Raw genomic sequence first — 22,364 nt, 5'->3', positions numbered from 1 at the left:
TGCGGGTTTTTTATCAGTGGCACTCAGGCACGCTGTATGTATGCTTGTAAGAGGAGTTGATGATGAAAAACCCGACCTTTATTACCGATGAAGAGCGCTGGCAGGCCGTGCTGGCCCGCGATCCACGCGCTGACGAACAGTTTGTCTTTGCCGTGCAGACCACGGGGATCGTGTGCCGTCCGTCCTGTCGTGCCCGCCACGCGCTGCGTAAAAATGTCTGCTTTTATGCGGATGTCCACCATGCCATTCAGGCAGGGTTTCGCCCGTGCAAGCGCTGTATGCCGGATAAAGGCAATCCGCAGGAACTGAAGCTGGCAAAAATAGAGCACGCCTGTCGCCTTCTGGAGCAGGATCCCACCCTGACACTGGAAAAGCTGGCTAACCAGGTTGCCATGAGTCCTTTCCATTTCCATCGTCTGTTTAAATCCGTGACGGGTATGACGCCAAAAGCCTGGCAGCAGGCGGCGCGGGGACAGCGACTGCGCACGGCGCTTGCGCAGGGAGACAACATTACCGACGCCGTGCTGGCGGCAGGATTTCCTGATAGCAGCAGTTATTATCGTAAAGCCAGCGATACGCTGGGTATGACGGCGAAACAGTATCGTAAAGGAGATGTGGCCGTGCGTTACGCCATTGACGACTGTTCGTTAGGACGCTGTCTGGTTGCTGAAAGCGAGCGGGGGATCTGCGCGATACTGCTGGGTGACAGCGATACAGAATTAACCGAAGAGCTTGCTACGCTGTTTCCAAAAGCAGAGCGCGTACCGTTGGAAGACGCTTTTGCGCTGCGGACCCACCAGGTGATCGCCAGTATTGATAACCGTGCAGTGCCGCTGTCACTGCCGCTGGATATACGTGGAACTGCTTTCCAGCAGCGCGTCTGGCAGGCACTTCGCGACATTCCCTGCGGCGAAACGGCAAGTTATCAGCAGGTGGCAAAAGCAATTGGTAAACCCAATGCCGTACGTGCCGTTGCCGGAGCCTGTGCTGCAAACAAACTGGCAATTGTGATCCCCTGCCATCGCGTTGTTCGCAATGACGGTGCGCTATCGGGTTACCGATGGGGAACGGAACGAAAAGCGTTATTACTGAAACGTGAGGCGGAACACCAGGAGGGATGATGCTCGATCTTTTTGCGGATGCTGAACCCTGGCAGGAACCCCTTGCTCCGGGCGCGGTGATCCTCCGCCGCTTTGCACTTTCACGTGCGGCGGCGCTGCTTGCCGGTATTGAAGAGGTAACGGCCGTTTCACCGTTTCGCCATATGGTGACGCCGGGAGGCTACACCATGTCGGTGGCAATGGCCAACTGCGGAGAACTCGGTTGGGCGACGAACGAACGGGGCTATTTGTATGCCCCTGTCGATCCCTTAACCGGTCAGCCGTGGCCTCCCATACCTGCTGTTTTTCAGTCTCTCTGCCACGAGGCCGCAGTGGCTGCGGATTATCCAGACTTCCGCCCGGATGCCTGTCTGATCAACCGCTACGCCGTGGGCGCGAAGCTCTCGTTGCATCAGGACAAAGATGAGCCTGACCTGCGCGCGCCTATCGTATCCGTCTCCCTGGGTCTGCCTGCGGTCTTCCAGTTCGGCGGGTTACGCCGCAACGACGCGCTCAAGCGCCTGATGCTGGAGCATGGCGATGTGGTGGTGTGGGGCAGGGAAGCGCGGCTGTTTTACCACGGCATTCAGCCTCTGAAACCCGGGGTTCACCCATTAACTGGCGAGTACCGATTTAACCTGACCTTTCGCCAGGCAGGAGAGAGTAAATAAAAATAAGAATTATTCTTGATGTAACCGCAGGGCAGTTTACACTGCTGGCTGATTTTTATTGTCCGGATTGCCTGCATGCAACTACTTCTTCTTGTCTGGCGTCAGTATCGCTGGCCCTTCATTGCAGTAATGGCGTTAAGCCTTGCCAGTGCCGCATTAGGTATTGGCCTGATCGCGTTTATTAACGTACGTTTGATTGAAATGGTCGACACGTCACTCTCCGTTTTACCGGAGTTTCTTGGCCTGTTGCTGTTGTTGATGGCGGTCACGCTCGGGTCACAGCTGGCGCTGACTGCGCTTGGGCACCATTTCGTTTTTCGTTTACGCAGTGAATTTATCAAGCGGATTCTGGACACCCAGGTCGAGCGTGTTGAACAACTCGGAAGTGCTTCTCTGCTGGCGGGACTGACCAGCGATGTGCGCGCCATCACTATTGCATTCGTCCGTTTACCGGAACTGGTCCAGGGGATCATTCTGACCTTTGGCTCTGCGGCCTATCTCGCCTGGCTCTCCAGCAAAATGCTGGCAGTGACTGCTCTATGGATAGTCATTACCATCTGGGGCGGTTTTGTGCTGGTGTCACGCGTCTATAAACACATGGCGGTGCTGCGCGAAACCGAAGATAAGCTCTATAACGATTACCAGACGGTGCTGGAAGGGCGTAAAGAGCTGACGCTGAACCGCGAACGTGCCGAGCATATCTTTAACCATCTCTACCTACCGGATGCGCGCGAATACCGACACCATATCATTCGCGCCGATACCTTCCACCTGAGCGCGGTGAACTGGTCAAACATTATGATGCTGGGCGCCATTGGCCTGGTATTCTGGATGGCGAACAGCCTGGGCTGGGCGGACACCAACGTGGCGGCAACCTACTCATTAACGTTACTGTTTTTACGCACACCGCTGCTCTCCGCTGTCGGCGCACTGCCTACCTTGCTGAGTGCGCAAGTTGCGTTTAATAAACTCAAAAAATTCGACCTTGCGCCGTTCAAAGCCGAATTTCCGCGCCCGCAGGCCTTCCCCAACTGGCAAACGCTGGAGCTTCGTAACGTTACGTTCCGCTATCGGGACAACGCCTTCTCCATAGGACCGGTCAACCTGACGATACATCGCGGTGAGCTGTTGTTCCTGATTGGGGGCAACGGTAGTGGTAAATCGACGCTGGCAATGTTGCTGACCGGGCTCTATCAGCCGCAATCGGGCGAGATTTTGTTGGACTGTAGGGCGTTGAACGCGGAGAAACCTGAGGATTACCGCCAGCTTTTCTCGGCGGTGTTCACCGATGTCTGGTTGTTTGAACAACTGCTTGGGCCTGAAGGGCAACAGGCCAATCCTGCGCTGGTGGAGAAATGGCTGGCACAATTGCAGATGTCGCACAAGCTGGAGCTACAGGACGGAAAGATCCTCAACCTGAAACTCTCTAAAGGGCAGAAAAAACGCGTGGCGCTGCTGCTGGCGCTGGCGGAAGAGCGCGACATTATTCTGCTGGATGAGTGGGCAGCGGATCAGGATCCGCATTTCCGCCGCGAGTTTTATCAGGTTCTGCTGCCGCTGATGCAGGAGATGGGCAAAACCATTTTCGCCATCAGCCACGACGATCATTACTTCATTCATGCTGACCGTCTGCTGGAGATGCGCGACGGTAAACTGAGCGAGTTGACCGGTGAAGAGCGAGATGCGGCGTCGCGTGACGCGGTGGCGCGTACGGCATGATGCCGTTACCCTCTCCCCCACAGGGAGAGGGGATAAATCGCGGTCGAAATGCCGCTTTTTTTTTCATCCCGCCCTGTTGTTTATTCTTATTTACATATCCCCGCGCTATGCTTAATACCATCTTATTTCATGGATTTATGATTGATGTCGGTATTAACGAAAAACAGCGCCAGACAGCGTGACCAGGAACGCGCGCGACTGATCTGGCTTCTCACGACCGATAAAGCGGTCACTTCTGCGTTATTGGGCAAACTGACCCTGGCTGAGCAATATGATGTCGGCACCTTAGCCGACGATATTGCTGAGGTAGGTGCGCTGGTTGCCCATTTACCCCCGCCTGACCTGGCCGATACCCTTGAGGCGCTCCCTTCGGAGGAGCGCCATGCGTTGTGGCGTCTGGTGCAGGATCACGAGCGTGGTCAGGTGCTGCTTGAAGCCTCGGAAAACGTCTGGGATGACCTTATCGACGAGATGAGCGACCGGGATATTCTTGATGCGCTGAAAACGCTGGATATCGACGAACAGATTTACCTTGTTCAACATCTGCCGCGTAATCTGACCGGCCGCCTGCTGGCCTCTTTGCCAGCCGAAGAGCGGGCACGTGTGCGTCAGGTGATGCACTACGAGAAACACAGCGTTGGCGCGATCATGGAGTTTGGCGTTATCACGGTACGCCCGGACGTTACGCTTGGTACCGTCCAGCGCTACCTGCGCCGCCTCGGCAGTATGCCGGATAACACCGATAAACTGTTTGTGACCTCGCGGGATAAAACGTTGCTCGGTGAGCTGGAACTGAAAACGATCCTGCTCAATAGTACCCAACGGCGGGTGAGTGAGGTGATGGAGACCGAGCCGATGGTCTTCTCTCCGGAAGACGATGCTGAAAAAGCGGCGCGTACCTTCGAACGTGATGACCTTGTAAGTGCGGCGGTGGTCGATTCTGTCGGCAAGCTGATGGGACGCCTGACCATTGATGAGATCGTTGATGTGGTGTACGAAGAAACTGATAACGATTTACGTGCTCTCGGTGGGATCAGCGCGGAGGACGACGTCCATGCATCCGTTGGCAAGGCCGTCAAAACCCGCTGGGCGTGGCTTGCCATTAACCTGTGTACTGCGTTTATCGCTTCCCGCGTGATTGATGGTTTTGAACACACTATTTCTCAGTTAGTCGCGCTGGCATCGCTGATGCCGATTGTGGCCGGGATTGGCGGCAACACCGGAAACCAGACTATCACTATGATCGTCCGCGCCCTGGCGCTGGAGAACATTCAGCCCGGCAACTTTACCTTCCTGATCTTAAGAGAAATGGGCGTTGCGCTGATTAACGGCCTGGTATGGGGCGGCATTATGGGCGGTATTACCTGGTGGCTGTACGACGATATGGCGCTAGGAGGCGTGATGATGCTGGCGATGGTACTGAACCTGCTGGTGGCATCAATGATGGGCGTGATTATCCCTCTGACGATGACCAAACTGGGACGCGACCCTGCAGTGGGGTCGAGCGTGATGATCACTGCCATCACCGATACCGGTGGCTTCTTTATTTTTCTTGGGCTGGCGACGATTTTTCTTCTTTAATCAGATGCTTAATACGGGCGGGAAGCAGTACCATGATGATAATCCCGCCCAGTACACCCAATCCTTTCACTGCGTTTGCAAATTAATCGGTACCAGCAGCCAGCGTAATTCCCCACAAACAATCCATCATTAAATTTCACAATTACAATAATTTCGTAACCTTTAAACAATATTTAAAAGTTGTTACCGTGCCCCCGCAGCTTTTTTCACCTGCAATTTCCACGCATCAAGCACTTTTACACTAAGGCATAAATTATGAAAAAAATGACTGCCATGCTCTTTTCTCTGGCCGTGGGGCTTAACACCGTCTCAATGGCGGCGAAAGCTGACGCACCAAAAGAGCAGGAAACGGACGTCCTTTTAATTGGTGGCGGTATCATGAGCGCCACGCTGGGAACCTATCTGCAGGAACTGCAGCCAGACTGGTCAATGACCATGGTCGAACGCCTCGATGGCGTGGCGCAGGAGAGCTCGAACGGCTGGAACAACGCCGGTACGGGACATTCGGCACTCATGGAACTGAACTATACGCCGCAGAAAAAGGACGGTTCCATTAGTATCGAGAAGGCGGTAGAGATCAACGAAGCATTCCAGATTTCACGCCAGTTTTGGTCACACCAGGTCAACAGCGGTGTGATGCATGACCCGCACTCCTTCATTAACACCGTGCCGCATATGAGCTTTGTGTGGGGCGAGCAGAACGTCAACTTCCTGCGCGCGCGTTACGCGGCTCTGCAGCAGAGCACGCTGTTCCGCGGTATGAAATACTCTGAAGACCACGCTCAGATCAAAGAGTGGGCCCCGCTGGTTATGGAAGGTCGTGACCCGAACCAGAAAGTGGCGGCAACCCGTACTGAAATTGGTACTGACGTTAACTACGGTGAAATAACCCGTCAGCTGGTGACGTCTCTGAAGAAAAAAGAGAACTTCAATCTGCAGCTCAGCACCGAAGTGCGTGGCTTTAAGCGCAACGCGGACAACAGCTGGAGCGTGACCGTTGCTGACCTGAAAAACAACGAAGCCGAGCACGTCATCAAGGCGAAGTTTGTCTTTATTGGAGCAGGTGGTGCGGCGCTGAAGCTGCTGCAGGAATCCGGTATTCCGGAAGCTGACGATTATGCCGGTTTCCCGGTCGGCGGCCAGTTCCTGGTGTCCGAAAACCCGGAAGTGGTGAATCGCCATCTGGCTAAAGTGTACGGTCAGGCTTCTGTTGGTGCGCCGCCAATGTCTGTGCCGCACATCGACACCCGTATGCTTGACGGCAAACGCGTGGTGCTGTTTGGGCCGTTCGCGACCTTCTCAACTAAGTTCCTGAAAAACGGCTCTCTGTGGGATCTGCTCAGTGCAACCACCACCTCTAACGTTAAGCCAATGATGGATGTGGGACTGGATAACTTCGACCTGGTGAAATACCTGATTAGCCAGGTGATGCTCTCTGACGACGATCGTTTCGAAGCGCTGAAAGAGTACTACCCGGAGGCGAAGAAAGAAGACTGGCGTCTGTGGCAGGCGGGTCAGCGTGTGCAGATCATCAAGCGCGACCCGAAAGAGGGTGGTGTGCTGCGCCTGGGTACCGAAGTGGTGAGCGATAAGGATGGCACAATTGCTGCGCTGTTGGGGGCGTCACCTGGTGCATCTACTGCTGCGCCAATCATGCTGCACCTGATGGAAAAAGTGTTTCAAGATAAAGTCTCCAGTCCTGAATGGCAGGCTAAGCTGAAAACTATTATTCCATCCTACGGTACAAAGCTGAACGGTAACGTGGAGGCAACGGAGCAGGAGCTGGAATACACCAGCCGTGTACTGCAACTGCAATACGTCAAGCCGCAGGCTGCTGATGCTGCGCCAAAAGCGGAGCTTAAACCTCAGGCAGAAAACAAACCGGTTGCGGATATCGCGCTGTAAATAAAAAAGCCGGGTATTGATTACCCGGCTTTTTTTCAACGTACTACCGCTTGTCCGACATTCTCATCTGCCTTCCAGACGCGATACTTCACTTCCACGTTTTCCGGCGTGTAGACCACGATCGGCAGCTTGCTGTTGTAGCGCAGCAGACTGTTGTCACCCAGATACGCCGTCACAAATTTCTTCTCTTTCTTGCCATCCGGGCAGGCCATCATGGTAGAGACCGGAGAGGTGACTTTATCGAAGACGTAATAGTCATAACCCCAGCCTTCCAGGGTTTTACTTTCCAGTTGACCGCCCAGACGGTGCTGGTTGCAATCCACTTCCAGCGTTTTGCCAATTAACAGCTCCACTTTGAAATTTGCTTCATCCTGCTGAGCCGGTAACTGAATCACCTGACGCTTCATCCCTTTGTCCGCTTTCGGATATGGGGCAACTTTTTCCAGCGGCTGCTCTTTTGGGGTTTCGCTGGCAAAAGCGCTGGTGCTGACGCACGCGGCGGCGATCAGAGCGATGGCAAACTTAGGTGCGTTTTTCATTGTCATTCCTTTATGTCAAAACGATCCTGAACAGATTAGCATAGCGCTCATGAATGATTGGTTTTATTTACTTACATTTTCAATATTCTCAGTGTTATAAACTTAATTTTGGCGTTTTTAATGGTTGTTTGTGCTGGTGTGGAGTCTGACGATAGTTCGTGTTATTTTAAACACCTTATAATGTTATTCATCTGTAAAGGGAAGTGAGATGGTTCGTGCAAAACTTAAAACACCTGAAGGCCGTAAGTTCCTCCTGGCGCTACTGGTTGTGTTTATGATTGCTGCCGCATGCGTTGGGCGGGCAACCATTGTTGGCGTTATCGAACAATACAACATCCCCCTCTCAGCATGGACGACCAGCATGTATGTCCTGCAATCAGCAATGATCTTTGTCTACAGCCTGGTGTTCACCGTGCTGCTGGCTATCCCGCTGGGTATTTTCTTCCTGGGTGGACGCGAAAAGCACTAAGCCTTCATGAGCCAGCCTGCGGGTTGGCTTTTTTATAGCCCCATTATTCCTCCTCAGGTTTTTTAATCCGCCATATCCTATTCTGTAAACATTCAGGCAACTGTTTTTAAAGCAGGAGTCGCGCATGCTTTCCAGATTTCCAGTACTCAGCCAGATCCCAAAAGGCGTCTGGGTTGTGGGAGGCGTCAGTATGCTGATGGACATCTCTTCAGAGAGTATTCACAGCCTGCTCCCTCTTTTTATGATGACCACGCTCGGGACCAGCGTGTTATTCATCGGTCTGATTGAAGGGCTGGCGGAGGCAACCGCTCTCTTTATTAAGGTCTTTTCGGGAGCGATAAGCGACTATCTTGGTCAGCGCAAAGGTCTGGCACTGTTGGGATATGGCCTGGGCGCGCTAAGCAAACCCCTTTTCGCTTTGGCCTCTTCCTCAGGTATGGTTTTAGGTGCACGTCTGATGGACCGAACGGGGAAGGGGATCCGGGGAGCACCACGAGACGCACTGGTTGCAGACGTCACACCGCCGGAAATGCGCGGTGCGGCATATGGGCTGCGTCAGTCGATGGATACCACTGGGGCCTTTCTCGGACCATTACTGGCGGTGAGTTTGATGTTGTTGCTGGATAATGATTTCCGTACCGTTTTCTGGATAGCGCTCATCCCCGGTCTGCTTTCAGTTGCACTGCTTTATTTTGGTCTGCAGGAACCGAAAACCCCTGTCGAGCACAAACGTACTAACCCCATCAAAAGAGCGAATTTAAAGCGTCTGGGGAAAGCGTGCTGGTGGGTGATTGGCCTTGGCGCGGTGTTTACTCTGGCCCGTTTCAGCGAGGCATTTCTTGTGCTTCGTGCGCAACAGTCGGGTGTTCCACTGGCGTTTATTCCGCTGGTGATGGTGGTAATGAACGTTCTCTATTCATTCTCGGCCTATCCCTTTGGCAAGCTTTCTGATGGTATGAGCCATACTCGACTCCTGCAGTGGGGGTTAATGGTATTGATTGGCGCAGATGTCGTTCTGGCGCTGAGTAGCCACTGGATCGGTATTATTGTCGGTGTCGCACTGTGGGGAGTTCATATGGGAATGACTCAGGGGTTGCTGGCGGCCATGGTAGCTAAAACCGCTCCGGCCGATCTGCGAGGTACGGCTTTTGGTATTTTTAGCCTGGTCAGTGGCGTGGGATTGTTAATCGCCAGCGTGAGCGCCGGAGCGATCTGGGAAATGTTTGGCGCACAATACACGTTTTATGCCGGGGCGGTGATTTGTCTTGTTACGCTGGCGTACCTGCTTAAAACACCGGGTGAGGCGCAATAAAAAAAACCAGCTATCAGGTGCTGACACTACCACCAGGAAGATAAAAGGGAAATCAGGCCGAAGAAATCAAAATACTCTTTAAAACAATGCTGGTCACCTTAGGTGACTAGCATTAGGCTCGATGCCCCTTTATTTTCATTTCTTAATAGCCAATCATTTAACGTTTAAGCTGTTGGGCGTTCGTTCCATGCGTCTGTATATTGGATATTCCCATCTTTATAAAGCCAGGTGATTTTTTCATAACGTAGTTGCACATTTTCCATGTGACCAGTACCGGGGCAATCTCTTGTGTCGTGCATTACTGGAGTGATGGAAATAACTTTTACTCTTTCCATTTTTATATTGAAATATTCAACTTCCTGACCTGCATCGTTGATATGGTAAAACTTAAATTCAGCGCTTTGCAGTGTCTGTGACCTGCTCCCCGTTGATTAGTACACCCCGATGTTAGTAATGTCTTCATAAGCCACATGAGGACATCCCCATGAAGAAGCGTTTTTCCGACGAACAGATCATCAGTATTCTCCGCGAAGCCGAAGCTGGGGTACCCGCCCGTGAACTCTGCCGCAAGCATGCCATTTCCGATGCCACGTTTTACACCTGGCGTAAGAAGTATGGCGGTATGGCGGTGCCTGAAGTTAAGCGCCTGAAGTCGCTTGAGGAAGAGAACGCCAGACTCAAGAAGCTGCTTGCCGAAGCCATGCTGGATAAAGAGGCGCTTCAGGTGGCTCTTGGGCGAAAGTACTGACGACAGACCAGAAGCGGGAAGCCGTGATGTTGATGTGTGATGCGACCGGTCTGTCGCAACGTCGTGCCTGCAGGCTTACAGGTTTATCCCTGTCGACCTGCCGCTATGAGGCTCACCGTCCGGCTGCTGATGCGCATTTATCAGGGCGCATCACTGAGCTGGCACTGGAGCGCAGGCGTTTTGGCTACCGTCGTATTTGGCAGTTGCTGCGCCGTGAAGGGCTTCATGTTAATCATAAGCGCGTGTACCGGCTTTATCACCTCAGTGGCCTGGGCGTAAAACGCAGAAGACGTCGTAAAGGGCTGGCAACAGAACGTCTGCCGCTGCTCCGTCCGGCGGCGCCCAATCTGACCTGGTCGATGGATTTCGTCATGGACGCACTTTCCACCGGTCGCAGGATCAAGTGTCTTACCTGCGTCGATGATTTCACAAAGGAATGCCTGACGGTCACTGTTGCCTTTGGGATTTCAGGCGTTCAGGTCACGCGTATTCTGGACAGCATTGCACTGTTTCGAGGCTATCCGGCGACGATAAGAACTGACCAGGGGCCGGAGTTCACTTGCCGTGCACTGGATCAATGGGCCTTTGAGCATGGTGTTGAGTTGCGCTTAATCCAGCCGGGCAAGCCAACGCAGAACGGATTTATTGAGAGCTTTAACGGACGATTTCGCGATGAATGTTTGAATGAGCACTGGTTCAGCGATATCGTTCATGCCAGGAAAATTATTAATGACTGGCGGCAGGATTATAACGAATGCCGCCCGCACTCCACGCTGAATTATCAGACACCGTCTGAATTTGCAGCGGGCTGGAGAAAGGGTCATTCTGAGAATGAAGATTCCGACGTTACTAACTGAGTGTTGTATCTAATCGTGGGGGCAGGTCATCTGACCAGTGGCAACGGCTTTGTAAAGGTAGGGGGATGCAGAATCAATTGCTTTAGTCAGGCTGAAAGCGGAATGTTTACGAGTTCCGGTTAGCTTACCTGTTGCCCCGTCCGTTGGGATGCAGAGATTATGAATCAGGTCCCTAAGCTCAATACTTCCTTCACGGCCTTCAACATCTGAACCACCGCGGATCATAGCTCCGCCGTCATCTTTCAAAAATAAGTGAACTGGTACAGCCATTAATCTAACTCCTTTAGTCTCGTGTGCCGTTGGCTATGAGGTTGATAACGGGCATCACAGCGATCCCGTCTATGTAGAACAAATCTGAATTTGTGAAGTTATAAATTTTTCCGGTTACTTTCAGGTTTACAGTGTTTCCGTAACCTGTGGCCGTATATGAGTTGGTTTTTGCTTCCATGAAAGGAGTACGTTTTTTAAGCGCCTCCATGACATCGGAATCGCCTTCATCTTTATCAAGATAGAAGCGGTAAAAATCCGACACAGTGGCGTTACCTTCATCGTACTTTGTGACGTACAACCAAATGCTATCAGATAGTTTTTGCTTACTAACAAAAACATCTTTCGGTGGGAGATTGAACCAATATTGATATGCACAATAACCACTAACTATCAGGAGTAGGGCAACTGTCAGCATACAGTGAAGGGTTTTAATAACCGATCTTTCTTGCATAGTCGATACCTTGTCTTATCCAGAACTGATCATGGGGGTCATCACCGTGTGGTGCTTGCTGATACCAGTGGCCCCATTCCTTTCGGCTAGTTCCTGCATGTTCCTGAGCAAATCCAGCACCCATTAAAAGAATTTCGGCAGGTATGCCGGCAGCATAACCGATAGCCCCGTAGTGAAAGTTACCAAAATTTTCTAGTTCAGGGTGATGTTGCTTATAATCCCACGGCCCACGATTTCTAACCTGATAGTAAAACCATTTGTAAGTCATTGGGTTAGCCATATCTCTAGACATGCCGTGAGCGCGAGCAATGCGCATATGGTCTAAAACTAATCCTATTCCCTGTGGAGGGAGGAAAGGTATAACAGCCATGTTAACCCATTAATTTATAAGTGATTAACAATCATACGCTTAATGCAATCAGAAAGTGGAGATAATATCTCTTGATAAATTCTTAAAAATTAAAATGTTTTTAAGTAAAAACAAACGATTGTTTTAGATTTTCTACAGTGTGCTGCCCCTGAAATTTTCGACACATAGCGCAACCTGAGAGCAAAGGCGGTCTTTGGTCACCGTCTAATGAATGCGGTGAATGCTCGAATTAAATAATCTGGTACTACCTGTGTGGGATGTGAGACCTCTTTACTCCGTTTTACCTGCCGTTCTGGTCTCTGGTGAACGACTTACGGACTAGCAACATTATCTCGACTGTCATCAATTCAACTGTCGGGCGATTGAAACTTCATGTGGCTGGGCCGTTATTAACATCAGCTTGAATTCAGAAAAAAGGGATACGTTGCTGGTAAACATGGACGGGAGAAACCAATTATGTAGCATGTAAATGTCGGTTTTTTCCCCATTATTCCCCAGTACTTCCCCACACAAAATTTAGCCATAAAAAAACCAGCCATAAGTGGCTGGTTTTCAATGTATTTTTGGTCGGCACGAGAGGATTTGAACCTCCGACCCCCGACACCCCATGACGGTGCGCTACCAGGCTGCGCTACGTGCCGACGCATGAAAAGAATACTACTCGATTCCGTTTTGAATGCAAGGGAATCTATCGCTAACTGGTTTATTATTAATCAGTTAGCGATGAAGCGCTTCTCATCCGTCAGGACCTGCAGCAGCAGGCTTAACTGCGGTTTCTGGTCTTTCAACCGTTCGCCCTGCAGGTTATATGTCTGATAATTTCCGTTGCTGTTCAGCACCAGCGTCAGCTTAGGCGTGGTCACCACCAGAGTGTTATTCCCGGCAGCCGTAACCCAGTTATGGCGGCGCGTGGCACTGAAGAGATCCTGCCCCTGTGAATACTCGTTTGCTGGCGTGCTGACATGCAGCAGGCGTTGCATCAGGGTGGTCATCACATCTTTATGCTCGGTAAGCATAGTAATGCGCTGAGCCGGCGTGCCAGGCCAATGGATCACCAGCGGAACCTGAAGATTCGGGCGAGACCAACTCATACCCTTCGTCTCGTCACCCAGCGGGACGCCATGGCCAGCGGTCACGATCACCACGGTATTATCCAGTTTGCCTGACTCACGCAGCGCCTCAAGCACTCGGCCTATCTGCGCATCCACATCGCCAGCCGCGCGGCTGTAGCGGCGCGCAAAGTCATTCTTATTGCTGTTAGCGAGCGTTGTGCCGTTAAAGGCAACCCACGAGAACCAGCGGTTATCTTCCTGGGCGTATCGTTGCAGCCAGTTTATCCATTGGCTGGCGGTCTGCGCATCAGACTGATTTTGTGCCGCCGGCAGGGAGAAATCAGACAACAGCGCCTGGCGGTAAAGCGGGCTGTTAAAACCATCAGAGGAGAACAACCCTAACTGATAACCTTGCTGATTCAGCCCGGTGATCAGTGCCGCAGGCGTACGGGCAGACAGCACGCCGTCCATGTATCCGGCTGAGATGCCATAGAACAGCCCAAAGATACCCGCATCGGTAGAATTACCGGAGCTCATATGCTGGGTGAACGTGACGTTTTGACTCGCGAAATCGGCCAGCGCAGGCATCTGCTTCTCATAACGGGAATAGTTCAGGCCATCGACGGTAATCAGCAGGACGTTTTGCCCGCGACCCATATCGCGATAGTGCAGATCGCTCAGAGGGTACTGAACGCTGACTGCTTCCGGATTACCCTGTTCGACCAGACGGCGCTGGTACTCCTGCGCGTCAAGCAGACCGTGTTTTTCGAGGAAACGACGGGCGGTCATTGGATACGAGAGCGGCAGGTTAGCGCGCTGCATGGTAATAGGGCGATAGAAGTTTGCATCCGCCCAGATATACATAATATGCGAGCTGATAAATGAGACAAAAAAGAGCGCGGCGACGGGCTTGGCATAATGCCGCCGCCGGGTCAGGCTGCGAAGTTTTTGCCAGCTCCAGGTGGCAAACAGCATCTCAATCAACAGGATCACCGGGACGCTGATAAACATCAGCTGCCAGTCACGGGCCGTTTCATTCTGGTCGGGGTTAATCACCAGTTCCCAGACGATGGGATTGAGATGCAGGTGGAAGCGGGTGAACACTTCGCTGTCGATAAGCAGTAGTGTCATCCCCACCGTCGCAAGGATGGCGGACAAGAACCGCATCAGACGCTGCGACATGACGATAAACGTCAGAGGGAACAGGATCAGCAGATAGGTGGCGAAAACCAAAAAGCTAAAGTGACCCACAACGCTCATCCAGGAGTAGATACGCCCGGTTAGCGTTGTTGGCCAGTCTGCGACAAACAGATAACGACAGCCAATGACCGTCGCCAGCAGAATGTTGAACAGGGCAAACCAGTGCCCCCAGCTGACCATCTGGGAGACTTTTTCACGGTAGCGCTGACGATTCGTCACCATAAACTGTTGTTCGTATCCCTTAATGGGCCTGGTCGTTGCTGACGGATGACTGTAAAGCCTGGGCGAAAGATTTGGCGATCGCCTGACGCTGAGCCGGAGCAACGCTGGTATTAATCAGGTTGGTGACCATATTTCCCAAAACCATCAGGGAGAGATCGGTCGGCGTTTTATGTTTTTCCAGTACGTTAACCAGCTCACTGAGCAGCTGTTCAACGTGTTCATCACTGTAGCGGGAATGTTGTGGCATAAATCAAAATCAGTTTGTTGATGAAAGGGCAACATATTACCGTAGCAACAGCTTTTTTTCCCCTTTTTTATCTGTTGTTGCACACATGCCCTGGTGGTGGTTGAATACCGCCCGGTCTAAAAGGAGAGTTTATCATGAGTCTGGAAATCAACCAGATTGCCTTGCACCAGCTTATCAAGCGTGATGAGCAAACCCTTGAAGTGGTGCTGCGCGATTCGTTACTGGAACCCACGCCTACTGTTGTAGAGATGATGGCGGAGTTACACCGTGTCTACAGCGCTAAAAATAAAGCCTATGGCCTGTTCAGTGAAGAGAGCGAACTGGCTGATAGCCTGCGTCTGCAACGTCAGGGCGAAGAAGATTTTCTGGCGTTTAGCCGCGCCGCGACCGGACGTCTGCGCGACGAGCTGGCGAAATATCCCTTCGCCGACGGCGGGATTGTGCTGTTCTGCCACTACCGCTATCTGGCCGTAGAGTATCTGCTGGTTACCGTACTGAATAACTTAAGCAGCATGCGCGTGAACGAACAGCTGGATATTAGCTCAACGCATTATCTGGATATTAACCATGCGGATATCGTGGCCCGTATTGATTTGACCGAGTGGGAAACCAACCCGGAGTCGACTCGCTACCTGACTTTCCTGAAGGGGCGCGTGGGCCGCAAAGTGGCGGATTTCTTTATGGACTTCCTCGGCGCCAGCGAAGGCCTGAACGCCAAAGCGCAGAACAAAGGGCTGCTCCAGGCGGTTGATGACTTCACGGCAGAAGCGCAGCTCGATAAATCTGAGCGGCAGAACGTGCGCCAGCAGGTCTATAGCTACTGCAACGAACAGCTGCAGGCGGGGGAAGAGATTGAGCTGGAGTCGCTGTCAAAAGAGCTGGCGGGCGTCAGCGAAGTCAGCTTCCAGGAGTTCACCGCGGATAAAGGCTATGAGCTTGAAGAGAGCTTCCCGGCGGATCGCAGTACGCTGCGTCAGTTAACCAAGTTTGCCGGCAGTGGCGGCGGGTTAACCATTAACTTTGATGCGATGTTGCTGGGAGAACGCATTTTCTGGGATCCTGCCACCGATACGCTGACCATTAAAGGAACGCCGCCGAACCTGCGCGATCAGCTTCAGCGCCGTACTTCTGGCGGTAAATAGCAGGCACAAAAAACCCCGCAGAAGCGGGGTTTTTCTCGACGAGTTTGCGATTACGCGCGAACGAAGTCGATGTGAGTCAGTTTTGGCTTGAACGCGTGACGCTGAACAGCCTGAACTTTCACTTTTTCTTCTTTACCGCCAACAACGATGGTCAGAACTTCGCTATAGAATTCAGCTTTGGTCTGCAGGTTCCACAGTTTGTCGTGATCCAGTTCGATTGCAACTGGAGCAGCTTCGCCACCGTAAACGATAGCCGGGAACTTGTTAGCGTTACGCAGGCGGCGGCTCGCACCCTTACCCTGCACGTTACGTACTTCTGCTTCGATAGTAAACATTGATTTCTCTCTGTATTTAAAACCCTACTACAGGCGACCCAGCAGCAGGTGAGTGTTCTGCCTCACGGATGTGAAGCGGGCGGCATTTTATACTCAAATGCTCCTCACATCAATCAAAAGTCCCGTTAACCGCGCAATTCGTTGGCGCGACGAAAGCGACCTTCATAGTCAAAGACCTTCTCACGGACCTGCCAGAACTGGCCTTTCTTGCGAGCAACAACAAAATCCGGATGGCGCAGTAACGCCTGCTGGTGCACGATATCGGCCACGGTTATCCAGCGCAGAGGAACCCCTGGCGTACGGGTGTGCGGGCGAATAAAGAGTTGCTCGAAGGCCGTGCGTTGAGCGGGAGTTTGTACCCTGAAGCGCTCACTGACGTCCGCCCCGTCCTCATCGTAGTAGGTGATTTTTAACCACTCGCCTTTTTCATCCGCACCGGGCTGTAGTGCCATGCCTGAGCAGCGGAGCACCAATGCATCTTTTAACTTCAGTGCCGCTTTTAACATGTCGTCAGGATCGACCAGTACCGTGTCACATTCCCGGCAGCGGCGTGCGGCAATGTCATTTTCGGCGTTGCATTGTGGGCAGTTCTTGAAGCGGAAACGGAAATCGCACTGCTCGCGATGCCCTTCGTCATCTTCAAACCAGCCCTGACAGCGGCGGCCAAAATGCTCAATTAGCGTGCCGTCGGCGGTGGTTTTACCCCAGAAGGTGTTGGCAAAACCACAGGCAGGACAAAAAACCTGTACCGGCACGTTGTCGCTTTTTCCTTTTGGCGCGCCGACCTCAGGCGTATAGAGATCGTGCGGGTTACCGGCATAATCCAGAATCAGACAGTCGGTTTTACCCGGCGCCAGACGCAGGCCGCGGCCAACAATTTGCTGATACAGACTGACCGATTCGGTCGGGCGCAAAATAGCGATCAGGTCGACGTGCGGGGCGTCAAAGCCGGTGGTCAGTACCGACACGTTAACCAGATAGCGGAACTGCTGGGCTTTAAAGGCGTCAATCAGGCTGTCGCGCTCAGGGCCTGGGGTCTCGCCAGTGATTAATGCCGCGTCGCCGGAGGGCAGTAACCCGGTAATTTCCCGCGCGTGCTCAACGGTGGCGGCGAAGATCATCACTCCTTTGCGCGTCGCGGCGAACTCCTCAATCTGGCTAATGATGTGCGGCGTAATGCGCTTTTGCTTTTTCAGCTCCTGGTTAAGATCCGCTTCGCTGAACAACCCGTTGCTCTGTGCCTGCAGACGGCTGAAATCGTACTGCACCACCGGCATATCCAGGCGTTCAGGCGGCGTCAGGTAACCGTGTTTAATCATGTAGCGCAGCGGAAGCTCGTAGATGCAGTCGCTAAACAGGGCCTTGTCATCACCGCGCACCATGCCGTGATAATGGTAACGATAGATCCAGCCTTTCCCCAGACGAAACGGGGTCGCCGTCAGGCCCAGCAGGCGCAGGTGTGGGTTCACTTCTTTCAGGTGCGTCAGGATTTGCTGATACTGGCTGTCGTCGTCATCGCTGATGCGGTGACACTCGTCAACAATCAGCAGCGAAAATTCGCTGCGAAACAGATCCAGATTGCGGGCCACCGACTGCACGCTGCCAAAGACCACTTTACCGTGGCTCTCTTTACGCTTTAGCCCGGCGGCGAAAATGTCGGCTTTCAGCCCGAGTGCGCAATATTTGGCATGGTTTTGCGCGACCAGTTCTTTGACGTGCGCCAGCACCAGCACACGACCGCGGGCCAGACGTGCCAGTTCGGCGATGACCAGGCTCTTGCCTGCACCGGTTGGAAGCACAATAGCCGCAGGTTCACGATGTTTACGGAACCACGCGAGGGTGGCATCAACGGCTTCCTGCTGATAGGGACGAAGTGTAAAAGTCATGGGGTCTCGGTTTCATTATTCCGCACATAGTATGCCACGAAACTTTTTCCCTTGAGTGGCGCAACCAGACCATTATACTGAACCGTTCCAGACTGCTTCTTTTTCGGACGTACTGTTCGACTTCCAGCACCATTAAGGCTAAAAAGATTTCATGCGACTTGATAAGTTTATCGCTCAGCAACTCGGCGTAAGCCGCGCTATTGCCGGGCGTGAAATTCGCGCCAGCCGCGTTACCGTGGACGGCGACATTGTGAGAGACAGCGCTTTCAAACTGCAACCGGACCATCAGGTTGAGTATGACGGCAATCCGCTGACCCAGCAGCATGGCCCACGCTATTTCATGCTCAACAAGCCGGAAGGCTATGTCTGTTCAACGGACGATCCGGACCACCCGACAGTACTCTATTTCCTCGACGAACCGGTTGCGCACAAGCTGCATGCCGCTGGTCGCCTGGATATCGACACCACCGGACTGGTACTGATGACTGACGACGGGCAGTGGTCGCACCGTATTACCTCTCCGCGCCATCATTGCGAGAAAACCTATCTGGTGACGCTGGAGTCTCCGGTGGCGGATGACACGGCAGAGCAATTCGCCAAAGGCGTTCAGCTGCATAATGAGAAAGATCTCACCAAACCCGCCGTCCTTGAGGTGATCACCCCGACCGAAGTTCGCCTGACCATCAGCGAAGGGCGATATCATCAGGTAAAACGGATGTTTGCTGCAGTGGGGAACCACGTTGTCGGCCTGCATCGTGAGCGGATTGGTGCGATTGAACTCGATCACGACCTGGCGCCAGGCGAATACCGCCCGTTAACGGAAGAAGAGATCGCCAGCGTCGGTCTGCCTTCGCATTAATCTCAGGAGAACTCTGTGACCACCAGGCCACACTCGTCGTTCAAAATTGTCTTCATTCTTGGCCTGCTGGCCATGTTGATGCCGCTGTCGATTGATATGTATCTGCCTGCGCTGCCGGTTATTGCCGCGCAGTTTGGCGTACCGGCAGGCAGCGCGCAGATGACACTCAGCACCTATATACTCGGCTTTGCTCTTGGACAGCTGTTTTATGGCCCGATGGCGGATAGCCTGGGACGCAAGCCTGTTATTCTGGGTGGGACGTTGGTCTTTGCGGCCGCGGCAGTTGCCTGTGCGCTGGCTCAGACCATCGATCATCTGATTATCATGCGCTTTTTTCACGGTCTGGCGGCGGCAGCGGCAAGCGTGGTGATTAACGCCCTGATGCGCGATATCTACCCGAAAGAAGAGTTCTCCCGCATGATGTCGTTCGTGATGCTGGTGACGACAATTGCGCCGCTGGTGGCCCCGATGGCGGGTGGTGCGGTGCTGGTGTGGTTTAGCTGGCATGCGATTTTCTGGATCCTGGCGCTGGCCGCGCTGCTGGCCTCCGCGATGATTTTCTTCTTTATTGATGAAACGCTTCCCGTCGAGCGCCGCCAGAAATTCCACATCCGCACCACAATAGGTAACTTCGCCTCACTGTTTCGCCACAAGCGCGTGCTCAGCTATATGTTGGCAAGCGGGTTCAGCTTTGCCGGGATGTTCTCCTTCCTGAACGCCGGGCCGTTTGTCTATATCGAACTGAACCACGTTTCGCCGCAGCACTTCGGCTATTACTTTGCGCTTAACATCGTCTTCCTGTTCATCATGACCATCATCAACAGCCGTTTTGTCCGGCGGGTGGGGGCGCTGAACATGTTCCGCGCCGGGCTGTGGATCCAGTTTGTGATGGCGATCTGGCTGGTGGTGAGCGCGTTTCTGGGCGTGGGCTTCTGGGCGCTGGTAGTGGGTGTGGCGGCTTTTGTCGGCTGCGTGTCGATGGTATCGTCGAATGCGATGGCGGTGATCCTCGATGAATTCCCGCATATGGCGGGAACAGCATCGTCACTGGCAGGAACGTTCCGCTTTGGTATTGGGGCGATTGTCGGGGCGTTGCTTTCTATGGCTACCTTTACGACGGCCTGGCCGATGTTATGGGCGATGGCTTTTTGCGCAACCAGCTCCATACTCTTCTATCTTTACGCCAGTCGACCGCGAAAAACGGCTCACTAAAGCACAAAAAAGGCCCTACAGGGCCTTTTTTGTTGATACATATCAACCAAACCCACGTTGACACACCCGGCGTTTGTTTCTTTTATGTAAAATCTATTTATGTAAAAAGTCACATCATTGTATTCAAAAAGGTTGAGTTAGATCGCAGAAACGGGTACATATAGCGCCGACGCAAGCCTGGATTCCTATAAAAAAGCGCTGAATAGTGCAGGTTAGCGATGATGTGTTACTATAAATGTAAATAAATTGTGAAGTAAATTTTGCTTCCGGGGAACGAACGTGAATACATTACAACTCTCCATTGTCCATCGCTTGCCCCAGAGCTATCGCTGGTCAGCGGGTTTTGCAGGTTTGAAAGTTGAACCGATTCCGCAAAGTGCCGCGGACTGCGATAATTGTCTGGTTGCGCTCAAATTGCTTAGCCCGAGCGACGAAAACGCATGGCCGGTTATGGAACGCTTAAGCCAGGCGTTGACGGATATCGAAGTAGACAGCTCTGTACTGGAGTGCGAAGGTGAGCCGTGCCTGTTTGTTAAAAGCCAGGATGAGTTTGCCGCGACCTGCCGTCTGAAAAATTTTGGCGTTGCTATTGCGGAGCCTTTCTCTGGCCAGTATCCATTCTGAGCGCTAGTCTGCTGAAAGCAGCTGGCGCGTGTAACTCTGCGTTGGCGCAGTAAATACGCGCTGGCACTCCCCCTGTTCGACCACTTCTCCCTGTCTCAACACAATCACCTGATGGCATAGCGCCCGAACCACCTGTAAATCATGGCTGATAAAGATATAGGCCAGCCGGTGTTTTTCCTGTAACCCCTTGAGCAGTTTCAGGATCTGCGCCTGGACGGTTCTGTCCAGCGAAGACGTCGGTTCATCCAGAATAATCAGTTCCGGTTTCAGGATCAGCGCACGGGCAATAGCGATACGCTGACGCTGCCCGCCGGAGAATTCTGCCGGATAGCGGTGACGGGTATCGGGATCTAAGCCCACTTCGTTCATGACCCGCATGACCTCCTGTTCCCGTTGTTGGGCATTCAGGCTGGGCTGATGAACACGCAGACCCTCTTCAACGATCTGTAACACGCTGAGCCGTGGGTTAAGCGAGGAGTTGGGGTCCTGAAATACCACCTGCATACGGGGGCGCACCGGGAGCATCTGGCGTCGGTTCCACCGATGCAGCGGCATATTGTCAAAGAGGATCTCGCCCTGAGAAGCGATTAAACGCAGCAGCGCCAGGCCGGTGGTGCTTTTACCCGAACCGGATTCACCTACCAGTCCCAGAGATTCCCCCGGGCGCAGAGAGAAGCGGATATTTTTCAACACCGGATTCTGGTCGACGACGCGCCGCAGAATTCCTTTGCGAATGGGAAACGAGACGGACAAATCCTCAACACGCAACAGCGGTACGCTGTCAGCTGACAGAGGAACCGGGTCGCCAGAGGGCTCACTGTCGAGCAGACGCTGGGTATACGGGTGTTGTGGCGCGTTTAACAGCGTGGATGCGATATTCTGCTCGACACATCGCCCGTTTTGCATCACCGCAACGCTGTCGGCCAACTTTTTCACAATACTCAGGTTGTGCGTGATAAACAGCAAACTCATGTTCAGCTCGTCACGCAACTCGCGCAGCAGCGTCAAAATTTGCGCCTGCACCGTCACGTCCAGTGCCGTTGTAGGTTCATCAGCAATTAACAGTTCGGGGCGCGTGAGCAGGGCCATGGCAATCATCACGCGCTGGCGCTCGCCGCCGGAGAGCTGGTGCGGAAAATCATTCAGCCGTTTGGCTGCATTGCGTATGCCGGTTCGTTCAAGGCAGTCCAGAATTTCCCCGCGTGCGGCTTCTTTGCGCATACCTCGGTGTAGGGACAGGACTTCATAGAGCTGTTTTTCCAGGCTGTGAAGGGGGTTAAGAGAAACCATCGGTTCCTGGAAAATCATGGCAATCTTATTACCGCGGATTGCGCGCAAGGTATGTTCGTCAGCATGCAACAGCGAGTTGCCGTGAAAAAGAATGTCGCCTTGCGGGTAACTCACGGGCGGAGAGGGCAGCAGACGCAGGATGGAGAGAGCTGAGACGCTCTTGCCTGAACCTGACTCACCCACCAGTGCCAACGTTTCACCGCGCTGTATCTGGAGTGACAGGTCGGTGACGACGGTACGCATCTCACCCTGTGTTGAAAAAGCAATCGACAGGTTATCAATACTGAGAAGGGGCTGCGTCAT

General features: G+C 52.9%; 20 protein-coding genes, 1 tRNA gene and 2 pseudogenes. 12 read left to right on the top strand and 11 right to left on the bottom strand.

The genetic code is table 11. From position 1 onward, the window contains the following. Positions 1–62 precede the first annotated feature (62 nt). The 5 genes from ada to mqo all read left to right on the top strand — a co-directional run bounded on the left by ada (position 63) and on the right by mqo (position 6,976). Positions 63–1,121 carry a bifunctional DNA-binding transcriptional regulator/O6-methylguanine-DNA methyltransferase Ada gene (gene ada, locus ACLHV8_RS14985; RefSeq protein ID WP_208594215.1) on the top strand — a complete coding sequence of 353 codons (1,059 nt, stop codon included), beginning with the start codon at positions 63–65 and terminating at the stop codon, positions 1,119–1,121. Then, positions 1,121–1,771, top strand: coding sequence for a DNA oxidative demethylase AlkB (alkB, locus tag ACLHV8_RS14980; protein ID WP_208594216.1), 651 nt, complete (start codon positions 1,121–1,123; stop codon positions 1,769–1,771). The genes ada and alkB overlap by 1 nt, the downstream gene beginning before the upstream one ends. Before the next feature lie 75 nt (positions 1,772–1,846). Continuing rightward, the gene (locus ACLHV8_RS14975) at positions 1,847–3,490 is read left to right on the top strand and encodes a multidrug ABC transporter permease/ATP-binding protein (protein ID WP_208594217.1); all 1,644 of its coding nucleotides are present in this window, start codon (positions 1,847–1,849) and stop codon (positions 3,488–3,490) included. Between the two features lie 144 nt (positions 3,491–3,634). Next, on the top strand, positions 3,635–5,071 hold the full coding sequence (mgtE, locus tag ACLHV8_RS14970) for a magnesium transporter (RefSeq protein ID WP_028021368.1): 1,437 nt from the start codon (positions 3,635–3,637) through the stop codon (positions 5,069–5,071). A gap of 255 nt (positions 5,072–5,326) precedes the next feature. Next, positions 5,327–6,976, top strand: a complete 1,650-nt coding sequence (gene mqo, locus ACLHV8_RS14965; protein ID WP_208594218.1) for a malate dehydrogenase (quinone) — start codon at positions 5,327–5,329, stop codon at positions 6,974–6,976. A gap of 35 nt (positions 6,977–7,011) precedes the next feature. Here the strand turns inward: mqo and eco are convergent, their stop codons facing one another. Further along, a complete protein-coding gene (eco, locus tag ACLHV8_RS14960) occupies positions 7,012–7,515 on the bottom strand; it encodes a serine protease inhibitor ecotin (protein WP_049006431.1) in 504 nt (167 codons plus the stop codon). Between the two features lie 208 nt (positions 7,516–7,723). On the opposite strand from eco, the gene ACLHV8_RS14955 reads away from it, so the two are divergent. Together ACLHV8_RS14955 and ACLHV8_RS14950 are read left to right on the top strand one after the other, a co-directional pair. Then, positions 7,724–7,984, top strand: a complete 261-nt coding sequence (locus ACLHV8_RS14955; protein WP_008500962.1) for a DUF2534 family protein — start codon at positions 7,724–7,726, stop codon at positions 7,982–7,984. A gap of 124 nt (positions 7,985–8,108) precedes the next feature. Continuing rightward, complete coding sequence (locus ACLHV8_RS14950; RefSeq protein ID WP_208594219.1) at positions 8,109–9,296, top strand: MFS transporter; 1,188 nt, start codon at positions 8,109–8,111, stop codon at positions 9,294–9,296. A 164-nt stretch (positions 9,297–9,460) separates the two neighbouring features. On the opposite strand, the pseudogene tssD reads toward ACLHV8_RS14950, so the two are convergent. Next, positions 9,461–9,709 (bottom strand): annotated as a pseudogene (gene tssD / locus ACLHV8_RS14945) (type VI secretion system tube protein TssD); the annotation flags it as partial. A gap of 71 nt (positions 9,710–9,780) precedes the next feature. On the opposite strand from tssD, the gene ACLHV8_RS14940 reads away from it, so the two are divergent. Next, a protein-coding gene (locus ACLHV8_RS14940; RefSeq protein ID WP_121528277.1) for an IS3-like element ISSen4 family transposase occupies positions 9,781–10,901 on the top strand; the annotation gives its coding sequence in 2 pieces (ribosomal slippage) (positions 9,781–10,039 and positions 10,039–10,901; 1,122 coding nt in all). Between the two features lie 30 nt (positions 10,902–10,931). Here ACLHV8_RS14940 and ACLHV8_RS14935 read toward each other — a convergent pair. The 6 genes and pseudogenes from ACLHV8_RS14935 to ACLHV8_RS14910 form a co-directional block, all read right to left on the bottom strand. Next, positions 10,932–11,171 (bottom strand): annotated as a pseudogene (locus tag ACLHV8_RS14935) (type VI secretion system tube protein Hcp); the annotation flags it as partial. Positions 11,172–11,184: 13 nt separating this feature from the next. Further along, a complete protein-coding gene (locus ACLHV8_RS14930) occupies positions 11,185–11,622 on the bottom strand; it encodes a hypothetical protein (protein ID WP_208594220.1) in 438 nt (145 codons plus the stop codon). After that, on the bottom strand, positions 11,600–11,992 hold the full coding sequence (locus ACLHV8_RS14925; RefSeq protein WP_208594221.1) for a polymorphic toxin type 44 domain-containing protein: 393 nt from the start codon (positions 11,990–11,992) through the stop codon (positions 11,600–11,602). The genes ACLHV8_RS14930 and ACLHV8_RS14925 overlap by 23 nt, the downstream gene beginning before the upstream one ends. Positions 11,993–12,556: 564 nt before the next feature. Continuing rightward, positions 12,557–12,633 (bottom strand) — tRNA-Pro (locus ACLHV8_RS14920). 72 nt (positions 12,634–12,705) lie between these two features. Next, on the bottom strand, positions 12,706–14,466 hold the full coding sequence (gene yejM, locus ACLHV8_RS14915; RefSeq protein WP_028016283.1) for an LPS biosynthesis-modulating metalloenzyme YejM: 1,761 nt from the start codon (positions 14,464–14,466) through the stop codon (positions 12,706–12,708). Between the two features lie 19 nt (positions 14,467–14,485). After that, positions 14,486–14,713 (bottom strand): YejL family protein, encoded by a 228-nt coding sequence (locus ACLHV8_RS14910; protein ID WP_014884596.1) that lies wholly within the window; start codon positions 14,711–14,713, stop codon positions 14,486–14,488. Between the two features lie 134 nt (positions 14,714–14,847). Here ACLHV8_RS14910 and yejK point away from each other — a divergent pair, with 134 nt between their 5' ends. Then, on the top strand, positions 14,848–15,855 hold the full coding sequence (yejK, locus tag ACLHV8_RS14905; protein ID WP_028016284.1) for a nucleoid-associated protein YejK: 1,008 nt from the start codon (positions 14,848–14,850) through the stop codon (positions 15,853–15,855). 50 nt (positions 15,856–15,905) lie between these two features. Here yejK and rplY read toward each other — a convergent pair whose 3' ends face one another. Both rplY and ACLHV8_RS14895 read right to left on the bottom strand, forming a co-directional pair. Continuing rightward, positions 15,906–16,190, bottom strand: a complete 285-nt coding sequence (gene rplY / locus ACLHV8_RS14900) for a 50S ribosomal protein L25 (RefSeq protein ID WP_023312497.1) — start codon at positions 16,188–16,190, stop codon at positions 15,906–15,908. Between the two features lie 125 nt (positions 16,191–16,315). After that, a complete protein-coding gene (locus ACLHV8_RS14895) occupies positions 16,316–18,076 on the bottom strand; it encodes a DEAD/DEAH box helicase (RefSeq protein ID WP_208594222.1) in 1,761 nt (586 codons plus the stop codon). A 151-nt stretch (positions 18,077–18,227) separates the two neighbouring features. Between ACLHV8_RS14895 and rsuA the strand changes: the two genes are divergently transcribed. The 3 genes from rsuA to ACLHV8_RS14880 all read left to right on the top strand — a co-directional run bounded on the left by rsuA (position 18,228) and on the right by ACLHV8_RS14880 (position 20,771). Further along, positions 18,228–18,935, top strand: a complete 708-nt coding sequence (gene rsuA, locus ACLHV8_RS14890) for a 16S rRNA pseudouridine(516) synthase RsuA (protein ID WP_028016286.1) — start codon at positions 18,228–18,230, stop codon at positions 18,933–18,935. Positions 18,936–18,950: 15 nt separating this feature from the next. Continuing rightward, a complete protein-coding gene (locus ACLHV8_RS14885; RefSeq protein WP_208594223.1) occupies positions 18,951–20,147 on the top strand; it encodes a Bcr/CflA family multidrug efflux MFS transporter in 1,197 nt (398 codons plus the stop codon). 279 nt (positions 20,148–20,426) lie between these two features. After that, positions 20,427–20,771, top strand: coding sequence for a YejG family protein (locus ACLHV8_RS14880; protein ID WP_028016288.1), 345 nt, complete (start codon positions 20,427–20,429; stop codon positions 20,769–20,771). A 3-nt stretch (positions 20,772–20,774) separates the two neighbouring features. On the opposite strand, the gene yejF is transcribed toward ACLHV8_RS14880, so the two are convergent. Further along, on the bottom strand, positions 20,775–22,364 hold the full coding sequence (yejF, locus tag ACLHV8_RS14875) for a microcin C ABC transporter ATP-binding protein YejF (RefSeq protein WP_128347427.1): 1,590 nt from the start codon (positions 22,362–22,364) through the stop codon (positions 20,775–20,777).

The sequence above is a fragment of the Enterobacter sp. CPE_E863 genome (genome assembly GCF_046521465.1).
Classification (GTDB): domain Bacteria; phylum Pseudomonadota; class Gammaproteobacteria; order Enterobacterales; family Enterobacteriaceae; genus Enterobacter; species Enterobacter adelaidei.
Note: the sequence above shows the minus strand (reverse complement) of the source record. Positions and strands in the feature narration are given on the sequence as shown.